General features: G+C 70.3%; 15 protein-coding genes. 7 read left to right on the top strand and 8 right to left on the bottom strand.

From position 1 onward, the window contains the following. Nucleotides 1–23: 23 nt before the first annotated feature. Nucleotides 24–911 carry a hypothetical protein gene (locus tag ACIP79_RS40135; RefSeq protein ID WP_401232365.1) on the bottom strand — a complete coding sequence of 296 codons (888 nt, stop codon included), beginning with the start codon at nt 909–911 and terminating at the stop codon, nt 24–26. Between the two features lie 417 nt (nt 912–1,328). Here ACIP79_RS40135 and rplM point away from each other — a divergent pair, with 417 nt between their 5' ends. The 3 genes from rplM (at nt 1,329) to glmM (ending at nt 3,921) form a co-directional block, all read left to right on the top strand. After that, a complete protein-coding gene (rplM, locus tag ACIP79_RS40130) occupies nt 1,329–1,772 on the top strand; it encodes a 50S ribosomal protein L13 (protein WP_055515165.1) in 444 nt (147 codons plus the stop codon). Between the two features lie 42 nt (nt 1,773–1,814). After that, a complete protein-coding gene (gene rpsI / locus ACIP79_RS40125; protein ID WP_383678720.1) occupies nt 1,815–2,357 on the top strand; it encodes a 30S ribosomal protein S9 in 543 nt (180 codons plus the stop codon). Nucleotides 2,358–2,562: 205 nt separating this feature from the next. Beyond that, a complete protein-coding gene (gene glmM, locus ACIP79_RS40120; protein WP_401232360.1) occupies nt 2,563–3,921 on the top strand; it encodes a phosphoglucosamine mutase in 1,359 nt (452 codons plus the stop codon). A gap of 22 nt (nt 3,922–3,943) precedes the next feature. Here glmM and ACIP79_RS40115 read toward each other — a convergent pair whose 3' ends face one another. From ACIP79_RS40115 to coaA, 4 genes are all read right to left on the bottom strand, one after another. After that, nucleotides 3,944–4,891, bottom strand: coding sequence for a DUF389 domain-containing protein (locus tag ACIP79_RS40115; RefSeq protein WP_401232357.1), 948 nt, complete (start codon nt 4,889–4,891; stop codon nt 3,944–3,946). Between the two features lie 42 nt (nt 4,892–4,933). Next, the gene (locus ACIP79_RS40110) at nt 4,934–7,621 is read right to left on the bottom strand and encodes an Hsp70 family protein (RefSeq protein ID WP_401232354.1); all 2,688 of its coding nucleotides are present in this window, start codon (nt 7,619–7,621) and stop codon (nt 4,934–4,936) included. 5 nt (nt 7,622–7,626) lie between these two features. Then, the gene (locus ACIP79_RS40105; protein WP_401232352.1) at nt 7,627–8,007 is read right to left on the bottom strand and encodes a hypothetical protein; all 381 of its coding nucleotides are present in this window, start codon (nt 8,005–8,007) and stop codon (nt 7,627–7,629) included. An 82-nt stretch (nt 8,008–8,089) separates the two neighbouring features. Continuing rightward, a complete protein-coding gene (gene coaA / locus ACIP79_RS40100) occupies nt 8,090–9,079 on the bottom strand; it encodes a type I pantothenate kinase (protein ID WP_401232349.1) in 990 nt (329 codons plus the stop codon). Nucleotides 9,080–9,227: 148 nt separating this feature from the next. Between coaA and glmS the strand changes: the two genes are divergently transcribed. Continuing rightward, the gene (gene glmS / locus ACIP79_RS40095) at nt 9,228–11,075 is read left to right on the top strand and encodes a glutamine--fructose-6-phosphate transaminase (isomerizing) (RefSeq protein WP_387180061.1); all 1,848 of its coding nucleotides are present in this window, start codon (nt 9,228–9,230) and stop codon (nt 11,073–11,075) included. Here glmS and ACIP79_RS40090 read toward each other — a convergent pair. After that, on the bottom strand, nt 11,036–11,245 hold the full coding sequence (locus tag ACIP79_RS40090) for a DUF397 domain-containing protein (protein WP_401232345.1): 210 nt from the start codon (nt 11,243–11,245) through the stop codon (nt 11,036–11,038). The two genes, glmS and ACIP79_RS40090, sit on opposite strands and share 40 nt — an antisense overlap. 9 nt (nt 11,246–11,254) lie before the next feature. After that, nucleotides 11,255–12,058, bottom strand: a complete 804-nt coding sequence (locus ACIP79_RS40085; RefSeq protein WP_401232342.1) for a helix-turn-helix domain-containing protein — start codon at nt 12,056–12,058, stop codon at nt 11,255–11,257. A gap of 265 nt (nt 12,059–12,323) precedes the next feature. Between ACIP79_RS40085 and ACIP79_RS40080 the strand changes: the two genes are divergently transcribed. Continuing rightward, nucleotides 12,324–12,737: an ATP-binding protein gene (locus ACIP79_RS40080; RefSeq protein ID WP_401232340.1), complete on the top strand. Its 414-nt coding sequence runs from the start codon at nt 12,324–12,326 to the stop codon at nt 12,735–12,737. A gap of 187 nt (nt 12,738–12,924) precedes the next feature. On the opposite strand, the gene ACIP79_RS40075 is transcribed toward ACIP79_RS40080, so the two are convergent. After that, on the bottom strand, nt 12,925–13,173 hold the full coding sequence (locus tag ACIP79_RS40075) for a hypothetical protein (protein ID WP_401232338.1): 249 nt from the start codon (nt 13,171–13,173) through the stop codon (nt 12,925–12,927). Nucleotides 13,174–13,324: 151 nt separating this feature from the next. Between ACIP79_RS40075 and ACIP79_RS40070 the strand changes: the two genes are divergently transcribed. Both ACIP79_RS40070 and ACIP79_RS40065 read left to right on the top strand, forming a co-directional pair. Further along, nucleotides 13,325–13,696: a holo-ACP synthase gene (locus ACIP79_RS40070; RefSeq protein WP_401232335.1), complete on the top strand. Its 372-nt coding sequence runs from the start codon at nt 13,325–13,327 to the stop codon at nt 13,694–13,696. Between the two features lie 67 nt (nt 13,697–13,763). After that, complete coding sequence (locus tag ACIP79_RS40065; RefSeq protein ID WP_401232333.1) at nt 13,764–15,200, top strand: NAD(P)H-hydrate dehydratase; 1,437 nt, start codon at nt 13,764–13,766, stop codon at nt 15,198–15,200. Nucleotides 15,201–15,350 lie beyond the last annotated feature (150 nt).

Here is a 15,350-nt window from a genome sequence, read left to right as displayed (position 1 = left end):
AGGGCCCGATTACTCGTTGGCCGCTACTCGCTGGCCGCGGCCGACGCCTGGGACTCGCCGCGGCGGCGGATCTGGCGGAAGGCGAACTCGGCGAGGTCGTCCCCGGCCGTGAAGACCGCGGTGTCCTTGGCGGTCACGTCCTTGCCGCTGGTGTAGCCGCCGAGGGTGAAGTAGGCGTAGCGGCCGTAGGAGTTGGTGGTGGAGCGGCAGACCGCCGAGTTGCAGAAGGCATTGACGCCGTTGCCGGGCAGTGAGGCGATGATGCTCTTGGCGTCCGCCTGGCCCTTGGCCTTGGCGGCCTGGGCCGCGGTGTCGAAGACGGCCACGCCGACCGTCGCCGCGACGCCGCCCTTGCTGTAGGTGACGCGCAGCATGCGCTTGCACGAGTTCTTGGTGAGGACGGTGCCGAGCGTGCCCTTCACCGCCGAGGCGCAGTTCGTCGTGTCGGCCTTCGCGCCCTTGAGGTAGACGCGGTCACCCATGGTCAGCGACGAACCGGGGAAGAGGATGTCCGGGCTGAGCGGCGCTGTGTCCTTCTTCACGCTGGATATGAAGTCCTCGGGGTCCAGCGGGGGCGGGGCCGAGGTCGGTTCGAAGGACGGTGTCGGCCCGGTGGTGTCGCTCGGGATGTCCGCGGTGGCGGGCAGGTTGCTGGGTGTGTTCGAGGCCTGGCTGCTGCCGTTCGCGGACACGACGGCCACCGCGACGGCGACGCCGACCGCGACCGTGGCGAGCGCTCCGCCGCAGATCAGCAGCAGCCTGCGGCGCCTGTTGCGCGACTCGGAGGCGTCGGCGAGTGCCGCCCAGTCCGGAGTCCGGTCGTCCGTCTGGCTGCCCCACTGAGGCCGCTGGGATCCCGAATTCCAGGGATCCCACGGGGGCTGCCCCTGCCCACCCTGCCCATAGCTCATGCGCCGCATCTTAGACGGGCGTTGGGGGGTGTCGTTCCGCTCCGCCGGGCACTTGAGACGTCGGTGTGACCTGACCGCGTACGGGCAAAAGTGACATCTCCGGGTGGTTGGTGCGTCACGTGGCCCCGCGATCGGAGGGCGCGTGGATTTCATGTGTTCGTACGAGACGTGGGCGAGTGCGATGCGGGCTTCGGGGCGCGTTTTGACCCGTCCGGGGCGGCACGAGTAGTCTTGTGCTTCGTTATGCGTATCGGCTTGGTCGTTCTCACGCGAGAGGCCCTTACGTAGGTTCCCTGGAGCAGTTACCAGAGGGCGGCATACGGGTCAGCGTTCCCGGCACTGTCGTCCCCAGCTGCACGATCGCTTCAGTGATGCCATGTGTCAGGACCCATCCACTGAAGAAGCGAAGGCTACGAAGTGCGTACGTTCAGCCCCAAGCCCGGCGACATCACTCGCCAGTGGTATGTCATCGATGCCCAGGACGTCGTCCTGGGTCGTCTGGCCACCACTGCCGCGACCATCCTGCGGGGCAAGCACAAGCCGATCTATGCGCCCCACGTCGATGCCGGTGACTTCGTCATCATCATCAACGCCGACAAGGTGCATCTCTCCGGCAACAAGAAGACCCAGAAGATGGCGTACCGCCACTCCGGTTACCCGGGTGGTCTGCGCTCCGTCCGTTACGACGAGCTGCTGGCGAAGAACCCCGAGAAGGCCGTCGAGAAGGCCATCAAGGGCATGATCCCCAAGAACACCCTGGGCCGTCAGGTGCTCTCCAAGCTGAAGGTCTACTCGGGCGACCAGCACCCGCACGCTGCGCAGCAGCCGGTGCCGTTCGAGATCACCCAGGTCGCGCAGTAGTTCCGGCCACCCCCTAAGACGAAAAAGAATCTGAGGACAATCGTGGCCGAGACCACCGCTGAGCAGCCGGTCGAAGAGACCGGGACCGAGCTCGTCGAGAACGCCGAGAACGTCGAGAGCTACACCACCGAGTCCGAGGTGCCGCCCGTCGAGGGCGAGTACACCTCCGAGTCGCTCGCGGGCCGCTTCGGCGACCCGCAGCCCGCCGCCGGCCTGGGCCGTCGCAAGAACGCCATCGCCCGCGTCCGGATCGTCCCGGGCTCCGGCAAGTGGAAGATCAACGGTCGCACCCTTGAGGACTACTTCCCCAACAAGGTGCACCAGCAGGAAGTCAACGAGCCCTTCAAGGTGCTCGAGCTCGACAACCGCTACGACGTGGTCGCCCGCATCACGGGTGGCGGCGTCTCCGGTCAGGCCGGTGCGCTCCGTCTCGGTGTCGCCCGCGCGCTGAACGAGGCCGACGTCGACAACAACCGCGGCGCCCTCAAGAAGGCCGGCTTCCTCAAGCGCGACGACCGTGCGGTCGAGCGCAAGAAGGCCGGTCTCAAGAAGGCCCGTAAGGCCCCGCAGTACAGCAAGCGTTAATCTTCGCTGCCTGCTCGTACGCGTAGCACATGCGCTCCGCGGAGTACGTGTAGTTGCGCGTAGTACGTCCGAACGCCCCGGCGGCACGCCACAGTGCCGCCGGGGCGTTCGTTTATCACAGCCTTGGGCGTATAACGGCACAAGGTGCTCAAAGGCTCGTGTGATCGGATGACTTCCGAATTCTGAAGCTTCCTCAGGAGGACAAGTGGGACGACTCTTCGGCACGGACGGGGTGCGCGGTGTCGCCAACGCGGATCTGACGGCCGAGCTCGCGCTCGGCCTCTCCGTCGCGGCGGCACACGTACTGGCCGAGGCGGGCACGTTCGAGGGCCACCGGGCCGTCGCGGTGGTCGGCCGTGATCCGCGTGCGTCCGGGGAGTTCCTGGAGGCCGCGGTGGTCGCCGGGCTGGCCAGCGCGGGCGTGGACGTCCTGCGCGTCGGTGTGCTGCCCACCCCCGCGGTGGCGTACCTCACCGGCGCGCTGGGTGCCGACCTTGGCGTGATGCTCTCCGCCAGCCACAACGCCATGCCCGACAACGGCATCAAGTTCTTCGCCCGCGGCGGGCACAAGCTCGCCGACGAGCTGGAGGACCGTATCGAGGGTGTCTACGAGGAGCACCGCACCGGCGCTCCCTGGGACCGGCCGACCGGCTCGGGCGTGGGCCGCGTGCGCTCGTACGACCAGGGCTTCGACCAGTACGTCGCCCACCTCGTCGCCGTGCTGCCGAACCGTATCGACGGTCTGAAGGTCGTCCTGGACGAGGCGCACGGTGCCGCCGCGCGTGTTTCGCCCGAGGCCTTCGCGCGGGCCGGCGCCGAGATCATCACGATCGGTGCCGAGCCGGACGGGCTCAACATCAACGACGGCTGCGGCTCCACCCACATGGAGAAGCTCCAGGCCGCCGTACTCGAACACGGTGCCGACCTCGGTATCGCGCACGACGGTGACGCCGACCGCTGCCTCGCCGTGGACCACACGGGTGCCGAGGTGGACGGCGACCAGATTCTGGCAGTTCTCGCGCTGGCGATGCGGGAGCGTTCCGCACTGCGCTCCGACACCGTTGTCGCGACTGTCATGTCCAATCTGGGCTTCAAGCTCGCCATGGAGCGCGAGGGGCTGTCCTTCGTGCAGACGGCGGTCGGTGACCGCTACGTCCTGGAGGAGATGAAGAAGCACGGGTACGCGCTCGGTGGCGAGCAGTCCGGGCACGTGATCATCCTCGACCACGCCACCACGGGTGACGGCACGCTGACCGGGCTGTTGCTCGCGGCCAGGGTCGCCCAGTCCGGCCGTACGCTGCGGGACCTCGCGGCCGTCATGGAGCGGCTGCCGCAGGTGCTCATCAACGTGCCCGACGTCGACAGGTCCCGGGTGGGCACCTCGGCGGAGCTGGCCACGGCGGTCGCCGACGCCGAGCGTGAACTCGGCTCCACCGGGCGGGTGTTGCTCCGCCCCTCCGGCACCGAGCCGCTCGTACGGGTGATGGTCGAGGCGGCCGACATCGACCACGCCCGCTCGGTGGCCGGACGGCTCGCGGACGCGGTGAAGTCCGCCCTCGGCTAGGCCGGACAGGGCCCAAGTCGCCTCAAGGCCGGGCCACTTCGGGTGTACGCGCGCGCTGCCTCGCCCAGAACCACTTCTGGGCGAGCAGTGTGAGCGTGCCGGCCACGATGATGCCGCCGAGGTTGGCGAGGAGCTGCAGGCTGGAGCCCCACGTCTGGGAGTAGTCCGTGTAGCTGAACGCCACGGCGGCGTTGGCGGCCGCCGGGACCGTCGTCACCGAGATCGCGACGCCGATCAGCGCGCCCGACTTGGCGGACGTGAGGGAGAGGGTTCCGGCGATACCGGCCAGGAACGCCACCACGAACGACATGCTGTCGGGCTTCCAGATGAAGGCCGTGTTCGGGCGGTCGCCCTCCACCATCGACCGCTCGAACAGCCCGCAGAGGTCGAGCAGGTAACTGAAGCCCGCCGTCAGCACCATGGCGATCGCGAATCCGGCGAGCAGCGCCCACAGCGACCGCCACACCAGGTGCGGGGCGCGCCGCACCAGCGCCGTGGAGATCCCGGCGAGCGGTCCGAACTCCGGGCCCACGGCCATCGCTCCGACGATCAGGATCGCGTTGTCGAGCATCACACCGCAGGCCGCGAGCATCGTCGCGACCGCCAGGAGACCCACGTAGGTGACGGTGAGCGTCGACTCCTCGTTCGTCGCCTCGGCCAGTTGCTCCCACAGGACCGCGTCCACGCCCTCGCCCGGCGCCGCTTCCTCCGCCTCGTCGGCGCGCTTGGACAGGGAGAGGTCGATGTTCTCGATGGCGATCGAGCCGGTCCTGTCGAGGTCCAACTCGCGCAGGGCCCCGATCAGTTCGTCACCCGCCTCGCGGGCCACGTCGACCGTCACCACGTCTCCGGCCGGATCGCGGGCGGCACCCGGCATGACCACGAGGTGGGCGGTGCCGACCGTGTTCTCGATGAGCCGCAGGACGTCGTCGGTCTTGTCGGCGGGGGTGATGAGGCGGAGGTGCAGCATGGAGGCAGGGTAGCCGTGCCGACGGTCATCGCCGCCGGTTGCCTATCCGGAGGGCTCCCAGACGTACGGGGTGAGGCGGCGCAGTTCCGGCCAGCGGGGGGAGCCGACGAGCTCGGCGGCCTGTGCGGCGGCGGACCGGTCCGCGGTGACGGTCCACCGTCGGCCGGTGAAGTACGTGTCCTCCAGTTCGGCCAGTTTCGTCTGTGCCCGCCGTGCGTCCGGCTCCGGCAGGTTCTTCCGGCCGGCCTGTCTCCGGGTCCGCACCAGTTCCTCCACCCGGTCGGGCAGTTGGTTCGTGCGGCCCCGCAGCTCGCGGGCGGTCATGCCCACGATGCCGTTGGCGTCGGTGTCGACGGTGATCTCGATCAGCGGCGTGCGCCGGGGATGGCGGGGCAGGTCCATCAGCTCCAGCACGGCCACGGACCTGTTGGCCGCGGCAGTCTCCTGTTCGCCCTCCACGAGGTGGAGCATCATGGTGCGCTGGTTGTCCGCGCTCGGTGTGACGAACTCCCGGCGGCGCGTGGGAATCGTGTCGTTGTGCGCGATCATCGTCATGACTGTGCCGCCCTGGGTCTCGATGCCGAGCGAGGTCGAGATGACGTCGAGGAGCAGCGAGTCCACGACGGAGCCGCTGAGGATGCCGCTCTGCAGCGCGGCGCCGGTGACGATTCCCTCCGGGATGAGCCCGCGGTAGGGCTGGCGGCCATCGGTGAGTTCGCGGACCAGCTCCTCGATGGCGGGCATCCGGGTGGCCCCGCCGGTCAGGATCACCTGGTCCAGTTCGGCGAGCCGGATCCCGCCGTCCCGGAGGGCTTGCAGGACGGGCCTACGGCAGCGCTCCAGCAGGTCCTGCGTCAAGGCTTCGAACTTCTCGCGGGTAAGGGTCTCTTCGAGGTGCAGAGTGAAGTCCGCCGTGGTCGCCAGGTAGGGCAGGCTGATGGTCGCGCTGCCTGCCGACGTCAGCTCGACCTTCGCCGCCTCGGCGGCCTCCTGGAGCCGCTGCATGGCCGCCACGTCGTGGGTGAGGTCGACTCCGTAGCGATCCCACACCCGTCGCGCCAGGTACTGGGCGAGTCGCCGGTCCCAGTCGTCCCCGCCGAGGTGGTTGTCGCCTCCGGTCGACTTGACCTCGACGACGCCGTCACCGACCTCGATGAGGGAGACGTCCAGGGTGCCGCCGCCGAGATCGAAGACCAGGACGGTCGCCTCGGTCTCGCGGTTCAGTCCGTACGTGATCGCGGCGGCCGTCGGTTCGTTGATGACACGTTGGACAGGGAGCCCCGCCCGCCGAGCGGCCTCGACCAGCTCCGCGCGCTGGCCCAGGTCGAAGTTGGCGGGGACGGTCAGTACGGCGATGGCCGGAGGGCCGCCGATGAACGCCTCCGCGTCCGAGCGCAACCTCGCGAGGATGCGCTCCGCGACGTCCTCCGCGGTCAGTCGCACCTCGCCGCGCGTGATGCTCCAGCCCGTGCCCAGCTTGAGCTTGGCCGAACGCACCGTGTAGTCGGGGTTGGTGATCGCCTGTCGCTTGGCCGCCGTCCCCACCAGGATCTCGCCCTCGGCGGTGATGGCCAGCAGGCTCGGGGTGCTGAGGGCTCCCTCGGCGTTGGGGACCATCCGGACGTCGTCGCCCTGGAAGAGACCGATCGAGGAGTTCGTGGTACCGAAGTCGACGCCCACCACGGGTGGGTGGGTGTCGCCCGGCCGGGGCGTGGCCGGTCTCTTCGGACGCGGTGCCCGGGCCGTCGGGATCTCCCCGAGGCCTCGTGCGTGCCACAACTCCCGTGCGCGCCGGGCGACTTCACGGTCCGCGTCGGCGATCAGCCCGAGCAGCGCCGCCCGTGCCGTGTTCCGGGTCGCTTCGCGGACGCTGCCGAGCAGCTGTTCCACGAGGTGCAGGGAGCCGATGCGCTTCCAGGGCTGTACGTCGAGTACGGCGGCCCGCATCTCGGCCAGCTGGTCGACATCGCCGTGCCGGGGGCTGCGGGCCAGGTAGATCGTGCCCTGGGCGTTGTCGACGCTGAGGGTCGGGGTCTGTCCTGCGATCCGCTGCCGTACCTGCTCGTGCACGTAGTCGTACAGCTCGTCGACCGACACGAGCCCGTCGCCGTCCAGGTCGGCCGAGCCGTCCCGCAGGCCGCGCACCACCGCCGAGGTGAAGACGGACGGCTGGGTCGGCGTCCGGCTGTAGCGGACGTCCCGCTCGCCCTCGTAGGCGTACTGGAGGGCGGTGGACGCGGTGAGGACGACGCGGCCGTTGCCCGCGAAGGGCTCGGCGACGTCGACCGTGGGCGTGCCCGCGTCGCGGCGCACCGCGTTCAGGGCGAACGCTCCGCTGTAGCAGCAGTCGAGCATGACGACGACGCGTCGGGAGCGGCTCTGTCCCAGCCAGTCGCCGACGAGTTCCGCGGAGACTGCCGTCGAGCCGGGAAGGTCGCGTTCGGTGTCGCGCATGACGAAGTACAGCCGGCCCCGCAGGTCCTTCCAGCCGTGCAGGGACAGGTGGAGGAGGAGCAGGTCGTCGGGGCGGGCCCGGGTGAAGAAGGATTCGAGCGCGCGCAGCGCGGGGCGCTGTTCGACGTCGGCCAGGGTCTCGACCTCGAAGCCGCCGATGTCCGGGGCGCCCAGGACCTCCGCCAGGGCGGCGGCGTCCGCGGACGCGGCGGGCAGCGTGGCGAAGTGCTCGTCGTCGTAGCGGCTGTTCGCGATGATCAGGGCGCGGTTCGCCACCGGGGTCACTCCCCGTGGCGGCGGAGGAAGTCCTCCAGTGCGCGCCGCTGCATCTCGTCGGACACCGCGGTCAGTTCCAGCTCGTCGTCGCCGATCTTCAGGCGGATGCTGCCTGACCGCCGCCGGTGCAGCCAGTCCTGTACGAGCCCGACGAGCAGCGGGAGCAGGGCGCCGCTGCCGCCCAGGCCGATCAGCAGTGCGCCCAGTTCTACGGCGTCGCCGCCGCGGGTGCCCGCCGGGGCCGGACGGTGCGTAACGCGTTCGATGCTCTCGACGTCCAGTCGGCTCAACTCGGCCAGCAGGAAATGGAGTTCCTCTCCGGTGCGCTCCGGGTCCCCACCCTGTGGGTCCAGCACCAGCTCGACCGACATCTCCTCCACCGCCACAGCGCCTCCCCGTTGGTGATAGCAGGCGGTAACTGTATCGCCACGGAGGGAAGTTGGGGGCGGGTCGATGACTGCCCGGTGCTCACAGCTTGCGCAGGCTCAGTTTCTGCACCTTGTGGTCGGGGCCCTTGCGGACGACGAGGGTGGCGCGGCCTCGGGTGGGGGCCACGTTCTCCAGGAGGTTGACCTTGTTGATGGTCCGCCAGGTGGTGCGGGCGTAGTCGAGGGCCTCCTCCTCGGAGACCTGGGTGTACTTGCGGAAGTACGAGGAGGGGTTCTGGAAGGCGGTGGCGCGGAGCTTGCGGAAGCGGTTGAGGTACCAGGCCTCGATGTCCTCGGCGCGGGCGTCGACGTACACGCTGAAGTCGAAGTAGTCGGCGAGGCCCACGCGGGTGCGGCCGTCCTGGCCGGGGAGGGCGGGCTGGAGGACGTTCAGCCCTTCGACGATCAGGATGTCGGGGCGGCGGACGGTGAGCTCGCGGCCGGGGACGATGTCGTAGATGAGGTGTGAGTAGACGGGGGCCGTCACCTCGTCCTTGCCCGCCTTGATGTCGGCGACGAACCGGGTGAGCGCGCGGCGGTCGTACGACTCGGGGAAGCCCTTGCGGGACATCAGGCCGCGTGCCTCCAGCTCCCTGGTGGGGAGCAGGAATCCGTCCGTGGTGACCAGCTCGACGCGCGGGTGCTCGGGCCAGCGGGACAGCAGGGCCTGGAGGAGGCGGGCGACGGTCGACTTGCCGACCGCCACGGAGCCGGCGACGCCTATCACGAACGGCGTGCCGGACTGGGAGCCCTTCTCGCCCAGAAAGGTGTTCAGGGCGCCGCGCAGGCCGTCCGTCGCCCCCACGTAGAGGTTGAGGAGCCGGCTCAGCGGGAGGTAGATGTCCCGCACCTCGTCGAGGTCGATGACATCGCCGAGGCCGCGCAGCTTCTCCACCTCCTCGGCGTTCAGCGGGAGCGGCGTCTTTTCGCGCAGCGCGCTCCACTCGGCACGGGTGAGGTCGACGTAGGGAGTCGCCTCCGGCCTGGACCGGTGGGCGCTCCGGGGGGTCGAGGAGACCGGAGAGATCACAGTCCATTGTTACGGGAGTATGGACGGGACGGTACGTGGGGTCCGTCACGCGGGTTACCCGGCGGGGCGGGCGAGGCCAGGCGGGAATTTCCGATTTCGGGCATGAAGTGTCGGGTTTGGGCGTCTTTTGGTGTCTAGGCTGCCGTTCATGTGCGGAATCGTGGGATACGTGGGGTCGCAGTCGGCGCTTGACGTGGTGATGGCCGGGCTGAAGCGGCTGGAGTACCGGGGGTACGACTCGGCCGGGGTCGCCGTGCTCGCCGACGGCGGGCTGGTCGCGGCGAAGCGGGCCGGGAAGCTCGTCAACCTGGAGAAGGAGCTGTTGGAGCGGCCGCTGCCGGCCGGGCCGACGGGGATCGGGCACACGCGCTGGGCCACGCACGGCGGCCCCACCGACGCGAACGCCCATCCGCATCTGGACAACGCAGGACGCGTCGCCGTCGTGCACAACGGGATCATCGAGAACTTCGCCGCCCTGCGGGCCGAGCTGGCCGACCGCGGGCACGACCTCGCCTCCGAGACCGACACCGAGGTCGTGGCGCACCTGCTCGCCGAGGAGTACTCCTCCTGCGCCGACCTCGCGGAGTCGATGCGGCTGGTGTGCCGCCGCCTGGAAGGCGCGTTCACGCTGGTCGCGGTGCACGCCGACGAGCCGGACGTGGTCGTCGGGGCGCGCCGGAACTCGCCGCTCGTGGTGGGCGTCGGCGAGGGCGAGGCCTTCCTCGCCTCCGACGTCGCCGCCTTCATCGCCCACACGCGCTCCGCGATCGAGCTGGGCCAGGACCAGGTGGTCGAGCTCACCGTGGACGGCGTCACGGTCACCGGCTTCGACGGCCGGCCCGCCGAAGTCCGCTCCTTCCACGTCGACTGGGACGCCTCGGCCGCCGAGAAGGGCGGCTACGACTACTTCATGCTCAAGGAGATCGCCGAGCAGCCCAAGGCGGTCGCCGACACCCTGCTGGGCCGCATCGACGCGGCCGGCTCACTGACCCTGGACGAGGTGCGGATCTCCGCCGCCGAACTCCGCGAGGTCGACAAGATCGTCATCATCGCGTGCGGTACGGCCTTCCACGCCGGGCTGATCGCCAAGTACGCCATCGAGCACTGGACGCGGATCCCCTGCGAGGTGGAGCTCGCGAGCGAGTTCCGCTACCGGGATCCCATCCTGGACGTGCGGTCCCTGGTGATCGCGATCTCCCAGTCCGGCGAGACCATGGACACGCTGATGGCCCTGCGGCACGCCCGCGAGCAGGGCTCCAAGGTGCTGGCGATCTGCAACACCAACGGCTCGACGATCCCGCGTGAGTCCGACGCGGTGCTCTACACGCACGCGGGCCCCGAGGTCGCCGTCGCGTCCACGAAGGCCTTCCTCACCCAGCTCGTCGCCTGCTATCTGGTGGCCCTCTACATCGGCCAGGTGCGCGGCACCAAGTGGGGCGACGAGATCCAGGACGTCATCCGCGACCTGTCGCACATCTCGGCCTCCGTGGACCGCGTCCTTGAGACCATGGAGCCGGTACGGGAGCTGGCGCGGTCCCTCGCCGACAAGGACACCGTGCTGTTCCTCGGCCGCCACGTGGGCTATCCCGTCGCCCTCGAAGGCGCCCTGAAGCTCAAGGAGTTGGCCTACATGCACGCCGAGGGCTTCGCGGCGGGCGAGCTCAAGCACGGGCCCATCGCCCTCATCGAGGAGGACCTCCCCGTCGTCGTGGTCGTGCCGTCACCCCGGGGCCGCTCCGTCCTCCACGACAAGATCGTGTCCAACATCCAGGAGATCCGCGCGCGGGGTGCGCGGACCATCGTCATCGCCGAGGAGGGCGACGAGGCGGTCGTCCCGTACGCCGACCACCTCATCCGGATCCCGGCCACCCCGACGCTGCTCCAGCCCCTCGTCGCGACGGTCCCCTTGCAGGTCTTCGCCTGCGAGTTGGCCACCGCCCGCGGCAACGAGGTCGATCAGCCTCGGAACCTGGCGAAGTCGGTGACGGTGGAGTAGCGCTTCACACCGTCGAGGAAGGTGACGAAGGCTCCGGCCGGGAAGGTGAGGGTGGCTCTGGCCGGGGCCTTGGAATCGCGGATCGCGGTGTGGGTGGGGGAGTTCGCGATCTCGACGCAGTCGTTGCCGTCCCCCTCGCCGGAGTAGGACGACTTTCGCCAGTTGTCCATGGGGGTGCCTCACATCTCTTTCGCCAGCCTGTGGATGAAGTCACGCGATCGTTCGGGCTCGATTGATACAGCTTGCACCTTACGGAAGCGTGTTCGATAGGCGTTGAGTTGAGCTTCTGAATCGATGAAGACCGAGCCGTGGGGTGCGTCTCGCACCACCGTGTCCAGTTTTGATAGAGAGCCGCCCACGTACTGCATGGTGCTTGAGGCCCTGGCGAAGCCGTCCAGGTCGAAGGGGATGACGCGCAGGGTGATGTTGTCTGCCTCGGAAAGCTGAACCAGGCTGGCGAGTTGAGTCTGTGAACCGACGCGGTTGCCGACCCTGATACGTAGTGCGGCCTCGTGGATCACCACTTCGTACGGGATGGTGATCTCTTGGCGTGCCATCCGATGGCGGACACGCAACTCGAGTTCTTCAGGCGTGAGTTCAGGAAGCCTGGAAGAGAAGACGGCGCGAGCGTATTGCTCGGTCTGAAGCAGGCCCGGCACGTAGAGGATCGCCACATCGCGCCGGAACGAGGCGTGGTGATCCAGCTCGGACAGGTCCAGGAACGACGTGGGCAACAGGCCCCGGTACTCCTCCCACCAGCCGCGTGTCCGATCGGTGGCCATTGCGACCAGGGTGTCGATGAACTCCTCGTCCGTGCAGGCGTAGTGGGATGCGAGGCGGCGGAGTCTCTTCTCGCTCACGCCTGCGAGTCCTGACTCGATGTGGGTGATCTGGGCCGGGCTCACGCCGAGCAATGCAGCCGCCTGGCGGGCGTTGAGGTCTGCCGCCTCACGGAGTCTGCGCAGTTCAGTCGCCAGACGCATCTGACGTGCCGTCGGTTCGCGCCTCAAAGCTCTCGACCGCTCCTCGGTTCAACGCGCCTGCGGGCGCTACTCGTTCGGCGTCAGATTACGCGATCGGCTTGCTGCGTCTCTATATTTAGATCTACCGTCAGTCACGCGACGCACACTCTGCGGAATCCCGGGGCCCCGGAAGCGCACCACTCCGTCCTGCCATGACGGACGTGGCCATGCCACCGCCCGTCACCCGCAGGTCTCCGAAAACCCTCCACCGAACCGGAGTTCACGCATGCCCGAAAACGAGACCGCGCCCTGGGAGTACTACCTCTACGTCCCCAACGACCTCCGCGCCGTCACGGTCAGTCGCCGCACCCTGCGGCTCATCCTCACCATGCACGGGCTGATCCGCCTCGCGGACGTCGGCGAACTCCTCGCGACCGAGCTGGTCTCCAACGCCGTACGCCATACGAAGGGTCCCGCCGCCCTGCGGGTGTCCTGGGCCGCGGGCGTGCTGCGGATCGGGGCGTGGGACGCCGATCCCCGGCCACCGGAGCCACCGCGGGCGTTCGGCGAGGGCGTCGACCTGGAGGAGGGGCGCGGGCTCGCGCTGGTGCGGGCGTGTGCCGACCTGTGGAGCTGGCAGCCGCTGGCCAGGGACGGCAGGCGGGGGAAATACGTGTGGTGCGAGCTGGCCGCGGCTTAGCCGGAACTCCTGGCGGTGAGCCGGTGGCGGGGCGCATGCGAAAGGTCCCGTTACGGCCGAGGTGACGGGACCGGTGTTGTGTCTACGCGGGGGAGCGGATGTCCTGCGGCCTACCCACCCTGGCGCGCTGGTTCGCAGCGGGCCTGGTCCGGCGCTGGCCGCCAAGGTGGGAGGCGCGGCGGGACGATCAGTGCTGACGGCCGCCGAAGTGCGAGCCGAACAGGAAGCCGTCGCGGTCCTCGTGCTCGTCGCCGGTGCGCTGGCATCCCTGGGTGTAGAAGCCCTTGCCGTCGCCCGCGCCGGCCGCGATCCAGCACGCGCTCGACGACTGGCCGTCGTCGTCGCCCTGTCCGTCCCAGCCGTGCGCCAGCGCCGAGGCCGAACCGCCCAGAACGAGACCGGCCGACAGAACCGCGGCCGACATAATGGTACGCATGCGCATGAAAAGACTCCCTGTTCGATGAGTTGAAGGGTCGTCCTCAGCAATGGCCCCCAGGCGCGGGTCGCAAACCTGCACAAACCCGTTCAGCCCCGATCATGGCAGGTCGGCAGACTGGCGCCCGAGCCGGTCGCCGTAGGGTCTCGGCATGAGCATCATCGGGGTCGGTATCGACGTGGCCGAGATCGAGCGGTTCGCGGCGTCGCTGAAGCGGACGCCGGGGCTGGCGGAGCGGCTGTTCGTGGCGGGCGAGTTGCTGTTGCCCAGCGGGGAGCGCCGGGGCGTCGCCTCGCTCGCGGCCCGCTTCGCGGCGAAGGAGGCCCTGGCGAAAGCGCTGGGCGCCCCGGCGGGCCTGCACTGGACCGACGCCGAGGTCTACGTCGAGGACAGCGGGCAGCCGCGGCTACGGGTGAAGGGCACCGTCGCGGCCCGCGCGGCCGAGCTGGGCGTCCGGTCGTGGCACCTGTCGCTGAGCCATGACGCGGGGGTCGCCTCGGCCGTGGTGGTGGCGGAGGGATAGCCCGGCCGGCGGGGGTGCCCGCGGGCTGGGGCTGTGGTCCGGGGCGTCGTGCGGGAGACTCGAACGCATGCGAACTGCGTACAGCGTCGAGACGGTCCGGGCAGCCGAGCGGGAGCTGATGTCGCGGCTCCCGGAGGGTGCACTCATGCAGCGGGCGGTGGCCGGACTGGCCGTCGCCTGCGGTCAGTTGCTGGGGCGGGTGTACGGCAGCCGCGTCGTGCTGCTGGTCGGAAGCGGGGACAACGGCGGCGACGCCCTGTACGCGGGCGCCCGCCTCGCGCGGCGCGGCGCCGGGGTCACCGCCGTCCTGCTCAGCCCCGAACGCACGCACCCGGGCGGACTCACGGCGCTGCGCCGGGCGGGCGGCCGTACGGTCGCCCCCGACGCCGCTGAGGACATCGTCCGCCGGGCCGATCTCGTCGTCGACGGCATCGTCGGGATCGGCGGCACGGGCGGGCTCCGGCCGGCCGCCGCACAGCTCGCCGCTCTCGTCGCGCACTCCCGGGCCGCCGTCGTCGCCGTCGACCTGCCCAGCGGCATCGAGGCGGACACCGGCGAGGTGCGCGGCTCCGCGGTCCGGGCCGACCTGACGGTCACCTTCGGGACGCACAAGCCCGGCCTGCTGGTCGACCCCGCGCGGGAGTACGCCGGGTCGGTGCGGTTCGTCGACATCGGCCTCGGTGCCGAACTGCCCGCGGAGCCCGACCTGGAGGCCCTCCAGCACGCCGACGTGGCCGACCTGCTGCCCGTACCGGCGGCGGAGAGCGACAAGTACCGGCGGGGCGTCGTCGGGATCGCCGCCGGGTCCGCGCGGTATCCGGGCGCCGCCGTGCTCGCCGTGGCCGGTGCGCTGCGGGGCGGCGCGGGGGCCGTGCGGTACGTGGGCCCCGCGGCGGACGCGGTGCTCGCCCGGTTCCCCGAGACGCTCGTGACCGACAAGGGGCCCGCGCAGGCCGGGCGGGTGCAGGCCTGGGTCGTGGGGCCCGGCGCCGGGGACGACGCGTCGGCCGTGGGTGAGGTGCTCGCGTCCGACGTACCCGTGCTGCTGGACGCCGACGGCCTGCGGCTCGCCGACGTCGGCGCCGTGCGGGACCGTACGGCGCCGACGCTGATGACCCCGCACGCCGGGGAGGCCGCCGCGCTGCTCGGCGTCAAGCGGGAGGAGGTCGAGAGGGCTCGGCTGGCCTCGGTGCGGGAGCTGGCGCGGCGGTACGGGGCGACGGTGCTGCTCAAGGGGTCGACCACGCTGGTCGCCGACTCCGGGGGCGGGGCGGTGCGGGTGAATCCGACCGGGACGGGGTGGCTGGCCACGGCGGGGAGCGGGGACGTGCTGTCCGGGCTGGCGGGGTCGTTGCTCGCGGCCGGGCTGTCCGCGCTGGACGCGGGGAGTGTGGGGGCGTATCTGCATGGGCTCGCGGGGCGGTTCGCCGCGGACGGGGCGCCTGCGGGGGCGCACGACGTGGCCGCGGCCATTCCGGACGCGTGGCGGGACGTACGGGGGTGAGGTGAGGGGTTTCTCGCCCCCTCCGCCCCTTCCCGTCCCGTGTCCGGGGGCTGCGCCCCCTGGCCCCCCATCGCCCGAAGGGCTCGTCCTCAAACGCCGGACGGGCTAAAGGCGCGCGCGGCTCATTCATGGGCGTCCCGCCGCCGCGTA

It is taken from the genome of Streptomyces sp. NPDC088747 (assembly GCF_044751025.1).
Taxonomy (GTDB): Bacteria; Actinomycetota; Actinomycetes; order Streptomycetales; family Streptomycetaceae; genus Streptomyces.
Note: the sequence above shows the minus strand (reverse complement) of the source record. Positions and strands in the feature narration are given on the sequence as shown.